The 344-nt window shown below is 41.9% G+C and carries 1 protein-coding gene; it reads right to left on the minus strand.

Translation table 11 applies throughout. The features are described 5' to 3' along the window. Positions 1 to 170: beta-propeller fold lactonase family protein (locus AB4232_RS22685; protein WP_372088113.1), on the minus strand; the 170-nt coding region annotated here is incomplete at its 3' end. Between the last annotated feature and the right edge of the window lie 174 nt (positions 171 to 344).

The following is a 344-nucleotide window of genomic DNA, read 5'->3' on the forward strand; positions in this document are numbered from 1 at the left end:
GTGTAGACCCCCAACTTTGTCGTGGTAATAAACGAGGGGTTAGTGCAGGCCGCTATAAGCTCTAAAGGCAACAGCGTTCCCGTTTCTAGATCTAACTGAGTTTGATATACACCTTGGCTATTACTTGGAGAATCTGTGTAGCAACCGATCGTTAAAGGGAGGGTTTTCATAGGCAGTCATACTCAGTTAGAAAATGGAGCAGACATTGTCTAATAAAATTGTAGTAAAAGTGAGGTTATAGGAGAGAATACTTGGTGACTTGGCTTGCAGATTTACATATTCCAGATAAAACAAAACCCAGCTAAAAAGCTGGGTTCTATTCAATGATGGTGCGGTCGGAGAGA

It is taken from the genome of Vibrio sp. 10N.286.46.A8 (genome assembly GCF_041470165.1).
Classification (GTDB): Bacteria; Pseudomonadota; Gammaproteobacteria; order Enterobacterales; family Vibrionaceae; genus Vibrio; species Vibrio tasmaniensis_A.